Genomic DNA, 5900 nt, shown 5'->3' with positions numbered 1-5900 from the left:
GTATTGGACTGGTCACCGCGTTCGTGCCCCAGCTTATCTACACGATTTGCTCGCCTGTCATTGGAGCCTCCCAAACTGCGGTGGTCGGAAGTATCGAGTTACCCACGATGTTTGCCGTGGGTTTTCTTGCTTTTGGCGAAGCCGTCTCTTTACCTCAAGCTTTGGCATGTGCCTTAGTGCTGACCGCAATCGCGATCACAAGAAGTAGAAAGACGCGCACCGTATCTACCGTGCTCGCAAAATCACCGAGGCGGTACTAATGGGCTTATTATGGTCGTTCACTACATGTTGTCGGAACGATTAGTTGGTTACTAAAAGCGGCTATAGACTTGAGGTTATGTGCTAGAGAACCCGCCAGAGCTGCGCTTCTGCCGATCTCATTTTTTGGCAAACTTTCACCCTGTCTTTGCGCCAGACAATATCCGGCCCCCGCTCCTTCCCCCCGGTCTTGCGGGAGAAGGCCCTTCGCTTTCAGGTTCGTATCCGCGCGATGCCTTTTATCGGAGGCCAGCCGCTTCCCCGCAGGCTTCTCACCTGCCCCGCTCTGACCCCGCACGGTCTTGGCGGTCCCCGGTCCGACGAGTGTCTGAAGACGTCGGTCGGCCGGTGGGTTCCGTAGTCGCGTTTCTGCACCGGGCCAGAAGGAGCCGCGTCGGTGCGGGATGGGGTAGTCCCCGAACCATAGTTCACAATTGGAGGCCGGTCGTGAACGTACCGTGGTCACCGCTTTTTTTGATCGTTCACCAGGGAAAGCAGCAAGAATAAACCGGGCGCAACGGAGACGGGGAGACCCATCCCAACCCGGAACGTCGGATTTTACGCTCTTGCTGACTAAGTGTATTGATCTCTATTTTTTGGGGATCTTTGTGTTTCGCGCGGCCGCAAGTTGTACAAGTCGTAGCTGGTGTGACGCGCGACAGCCCTCCAATATCGAAGGCCGCTCGACACAGAACCTAGCCAAATTGTTCTCTTCCTGTTCTTTTGTTTATGTGCAACCTTTGAAGGGGCCGCATCGTCTCAACCAGCGCTTTCTGAGCAATCAGTACTGCCTTGATGAACGTAAGCTTTTGGACGAGCGGCCTGACCCTGAAGTGTGCCAAACGGAGAATAAGATGAACGCTAACTTGGACGGTGGCCTGAGCGATCATGGCAACGTTGAAGATGGTGATGGTGACTATTCCGTCTATCCGCACATGGATGGGATCAAGTGTTCCATGTCATGGAAGCTCGGCAGTTATGGCGAACGCGGTGCTCTCTCTGATGACATGATCGAGAGCTTGGCTGAACGGTTTGACTTGCCAACTAAGCTCGTACGCGAACTCTCTGTGCTTCTTGGGAATTGCCTCAACAATGATGAAGACATCGCAATCAACCTGACCGAGGTCCGGCGCTCGCAAGCGATTGAACGAGGTCAAAAGCACCTCAAGACACTCCTGCGGGAAGCCAAACGGGGCACAATTACTGCACAAGAACTCCGGAACGCATTGGGCTCGCTTTCGACTTATTTCGCATCGACGCCAGAAGATGCAGACCTACTTCCACAGCTCCTCAAAAAGCTTGAGACCGCAAAAACGCTTGCTCAGGACGTGATGGATGACATTCGACGCATCATCGAGACACCCGGCGCGGTTGCAGAGATGTCGCCACGAGACAAGCGGTTCTCGCGCGACAAACGCCGTCAGTACATCGTCGAGAGTTGCTGCTATACCTGGAAAGATGCCGGTCGCCCCCTGACCTATACGACATATTCAGACGGTCGCCCCGGAGGACAACGGCAAGGCCCGCTCGTAAACTTTATCCAGGCTGCCGTGAGGATCATAACCGAACCGGAGCAAATCCTGAGCGGTGAGACGATCCGCGTGGATATTGACTATTTTCGCGACAAGTTTGAGCGCGAAGAGAAGGAGCGTTGGGCCCCGCCGGAATCGGGCAATCAATACACTTAGAATGAGCAAGCCCGCGTTGTCATGGTCATGGCATGACACGCGTTCCTGCCATACCCCCTTCAGACAACCACGCGCACCGGCAGGTTGAGACAGCGATTGACCAGTTGGTCCGATTGTTGGCTGCCCAGACAGTACGGGAACTGGGCCGGAACGCCTCTGACCAAAAGGAGGCGCATCAGGATGCCACAGATCAAAGCAAAGAATAAACAAATCCGCAAACTTCTGTCGGTGAAAGACGTCGCTGAACTGGACAATTGCTCGGAGAAGACGGTGCGCCGTGCGATTGCGGCAGGCTTGCTTGAGGTCATCCGGGTCGGCCCCGGCGGACGCCTCATCCGCATTGATCCGGCAGCTCATGCCGCCTACCGGCAGGCACAGTGCTGGTAGGTAATCGTGACCATTAATGTCCATTAATGTCAAAGTGTTACGGGCACTTCGGGAAGAGGGCATCCCCGTAAGTTGCGAACTTTCTGTGCTACGCTTTTCCCGAATCGGACCTCCTGTCCACACCCGTCCCCCCGAGACCTGACATGTCCAAAGGAACGTAAACCCGATGACTAGCCAGAGCCCCGTTCCATTGACATTGGCCTTCGTCAAAGCCGACACACCGATGTTCGCCGAGCTCATCGACCAACTGCGCTCCGACAGCTCTCTGTCGGACGGACGCCGCCGCGACATGATCTCCGGTCTGCGCCGCGTGGCCAAAGCCCTTGGGCTGCCGCCAGAGGATGTGCCCTGCGACAGTCGCTGGTTGCAGCCCCGTTTGTCCAAAGTCACACCCGCAGCACTCGGTCTTACAGCGAAGAGTTGGCAAAACGCGGTGAGTGATGCGCGTGCCGCCCTCGCGCATTTCGGGCTGGTGGAACGGCGCTTCAACCGGATCGATGATCTGTCTCCCGATTGGCAAGCGCTCTGGGCGAATGTACTGGCGTCCGGCGACAAGACATTGCAACCTGCACTCTGCCGCTTCGTGCATTTTCTGAACCGGCAAGGCGTCAAACCCGCCACTGTGCGCAAAGAGCATGGCGCGGCCTATCGAGAAGCCCTTGCGCATAACGAGATCAGCAAATCACCGGATGTCGCGTATCGGGCTGCGGTCAACGGCTGGAACCTGGCGGTCCGACGTATTTCTGAATGGCCCAAGGCCATCCTGCCTCTGGAAACGCGCCAGAAGGTCATCACCTTTCCCGTGACAGCATTTCCTACGCCGTTCCAAAGCGAGCTTGCAAAATTGATGCACCGTCTTGCAACTCCGGACCCGCTGGCAGATGACGGTCAGAACAGGGTACTCCGACCCGCGACCCTGTCCCAATACCAAAGACAGTTGGTTCGGTTTGCCTCCGAACTCGTTCACTCTGGTATCCCGATCGCGGAGATTGGCGGATTGGACGTCCTGATCAATCCGGTGATGGCTGAACAGGGTTTGCGCCAGATGTTATCGCGCACCAACAACCAGACCACAAAGATGATCAGTGAGATCGCCGCGCTGCTCCGCAACCTGGCCCGGATACTTTATGCACCCGATGACGCTCGCGATGCACTGGCCGGGCTTGCCACGCGCCTGGCGGTCAAACCTCAGAATGGCATGACCCAAAAGAACCGAAGCAGACTTCGAGTGTTGCAAGAGGATCGGCATCAACAGCGCCTGCTGCTCCTGCCTGAACGGATTTTCGCGCGACCACGCGGCACGTCCAAACCGTATGGCTGGGCTCTGGCGCGCGAAGATGCACTCGCCATCGCCATCTTGCTGGTCTGCCCGGTTCGCGTGAAGAACCTGGCTGGCATCCACCTGGAACGCCACCTGCACCGTCCTGGTGATGGCCGAGCCTACCTGGTTCTGGAAGACGGCGAGACCAAAAATGAGCGCCCTGTCGAGTTCGAGATCCCGCGTGATGTATTGCGCATGATCGACGTGCATCTCAAATCTCGCTGTCCGGAACTCTGCCCCGCGGGAACGCCTTGGCTGTTTCCCCGGAGGGATGGTCAGCATTCGGTTGATCCTGGCGTTCTGTCTGCGCGCGTCTCCAAACGGATCCGGAAGGAAACGGGGTTGGAGATGAATGCCCACCTGTTTCGGCATTTTGCGGTGATGAACTGGCTCGACGCCAATCCCGGCGGCTATGAGGTCGCGCGCCGGTTGCTCGGACATTCGGAGGTCAGCCACACGATCAACATGTATTCCGGTCTTGAGGCACGGTCGGCAACACGCGCCTTTGCTGACCTGATAGACGCCAAGAAAGGGCGTCGCTTATGAGCCTTGTTCTGCCTCTGTCTGATTGGCCCGTGCAAGACCGGGAGATGTGGCTCAACCTTCAGATAGAAGGTGGCCCACTCGACGATTGCGGCGCGCTGTCACATCTACGCGCGACCTCGTTGAAGACGTTAGAACTGCGCTATGCCCGATGGCTGCAATGGCTGATTACCAGCGATGCGAAGGCGATCACACTGCCTCCGGCTCGACGCGCGACTCTGCCGCGCATGTCCGCTTGGCTTCGGGACCTCTCACACACCCGGCCAATGACCCGGTTGATGTTCATTGACGGCGTTTTGTGTATCCTCTCCGCGGCTGACCCGACACAGGACTGGTCCGCTCAGCGGAGATTGAAAGCGGGATTGAAGCGCACCGCAGGACGGGGTGATCGGGATCGCAAACTTGGGCGTGTGTTGTCCAGCGAGGTTCTATTCAAGGCGGGAATGTCTCTGGCGACGGATCATGCAGAAGCAGCACCAACACCGCTGCGCCGTATGATGTGCCTGCGGGATGGCACCATGATTGCCATGCTGGCCTTGATGCCGATGCGGCGACGCGCCTTTGCAGGCCTTCGGATTGGCATATCCTTGCATGTCACAGCAAACACCATGACCGTCGCGCTCCCGGGGGATCTGACCAAATCAGGGCAGCCCTGGGAGGCTGACGTTCCTAGATGCGTTGAGCCGCTCTTGCGTCGTTATGTCAACGAAGCCCGTCCCTTTTTTATGGAGCGTGGCCAACAACAACACGATGTCTTGTGGGTCGGCAGGACAGGCGCACCATTAAAGCAAGATGCGCTGAGCCCCCGGATCGCGGAGCAGACCCTGAAGCTGACGGGTCGCCGCATCCCACCGCATTTCTTCCGGGATGCCGCCGCAACGACATTGGCGCGCTCCTCTCCGGAACACGCAAAGCTGATCCGACCAATTTTGGCTCATACGAGCTTCGGAACGGCAGAGCATCACTACATTCACGCCCAAACCATTGAAGCAGGCCGCGACTACGCGGATCTGATCAACCAGAAGAAAAAGGTCTGTCGATGACCCGAGTCGCAATCTATGCCCGTTTCTCCAGCCAGATGCAGCGAGACGCATCCATCGAAGACCAGATGCGACTGTGCCGGGAGCGGGCAGAACGCGAGGGCTGGACTGTTGTTGACGCCTATTCGGATCGAGCGGTCTCTGGCGCGTCCATGTTGCGTCCCGGGCTGCAAGCGCTGTTCAATGCAACCCAGGAAGGACGAGTTGATCTGATCTTGGCAGAGGCGCTGGATCGGTTGAGCCGGGACCAGGCAGACATCGCTGCGATATTCAAACGCCTGAGCTTTGCAGGGGTCGGCATCATGACTCTGACCGAAGGCGAGATCAGTGAGTTGCATGTGGGTCTCAAGGGGACCATGAACCAACTGTTCCTCAAAGATCTGGCCGACAAAACCCGGCGCGGTCTGCGCGGGCGGGTGGAGCTTGGACGCTCCGGTGGCGGCAGCAGCTATGGCTACGACGTCGTCCGGCGTCTCGGGCCGGACGGCCAACCCGTCACAGGAGAACGAATGATCAACGCAGCAGAATCTGAGATTGTCCGGCGGGTGCTTCAAGAGTTCTCAGAGGGGCATTGACGCCGATTGGTTCCGGGAAGCGTTGAAAGACAAAGAGATACGCGCCTGCATCCCTGGCCGGAAGCAGCGCAAGAAACCGGTTAAGTAC

The 5900-nt window shown here is 57.7% G+C and carries 5 protein-coding genes and 2 pseudogenes; all 7 read left to right on the top strand.

Going from position 1 to position 5900, the window contains the following annotated elements; all coding sequences use genetic code 11:
- Window positions 1–260 (top strand): annotated as a pseudogene (locus tag ACR0CG_RS23435) (DMT family transporter); the annotation flags it as partial.
- Between the two features lie 564 nt (window positions 261–824).
- On the top strand, window positions 825–1946 hold the full coding sequence (locus ACR0CG_RS23430; RefSeq protein ID WP_480442454.1) for a hypothetical protein: 1122 nt from the start codon (window positions 825–827) through the stop codon (window positions 1944–1946).
- A gap of 180 nt (window positions 1947–2126) precedes the next feature.
- Entirely contained in the window at window positions 2127–2333 is a 207-nt protein-coding gene (locus ACR0CG_RS23425) for a helix-turn-helix domain-containing protein (RefSeq protein WP_480442453.1), read from the top strand.
- Window positions 2334–2499: 166 nt separating this feature from the next.
- The gene (locus tag ACR0CG_RS23420; RefSeq protein ID WP_480527890.1) at window positions 2500–4200 is read left to right on the top strand and encodes a tyrosine-type recombinase/integrase; all 1701 of its coding nucleotides are present in this window, start codon (window positions 2500–2502) and stop codon (window positions 4198–4200) included.
- Window positions 4197–5240, top strand: coding sequence for a tyrosine-type recombinase/integrase (locus ACR0CG_RS23415; RefSeq protein WP_480442451.1), 1044 nt, complete (start codon window positions 4197–4199; stop codon window positions 5238–5240). The genes ACR0CG_RS23420 and ACR0CG_RS23415 overlap by 4 nt, the downstream gene beginning before the upstream one ends.
- The gene (locus ACR0CG_RS23410; RefSeq protein ID WP_480527887.1) at window positions 5237–5812 is read left to right on the top strand and encodes a recombinase family protein; all 576 of its coding nucleotides are present in this window, start codon (window positions 5237–5239) and stop codon (window positions 5810–5812) included. The genes ACR0CG_RS23415 and ACR0CG_RS23410 overlap by 4 nt, the downstream gene beginning before the upstream one ends.
- A pseudogene (locus ACR0CG_RS23405) lies at window positions 5802–5900 on the top strand (IS5/IS1182 family transposase); the annotation flags it as partial. The gene ACR0CG_RS23410 and the pseudogene ACR0CG_RS23405, both read left to right, overlap by 11 nt.

It is taken from the genome of Ruegeria sp. AB8, from assembly GCF_056542605.1.
This window is presented reverse-complemented; position numbering and strand designations above follow the sequence as displayed.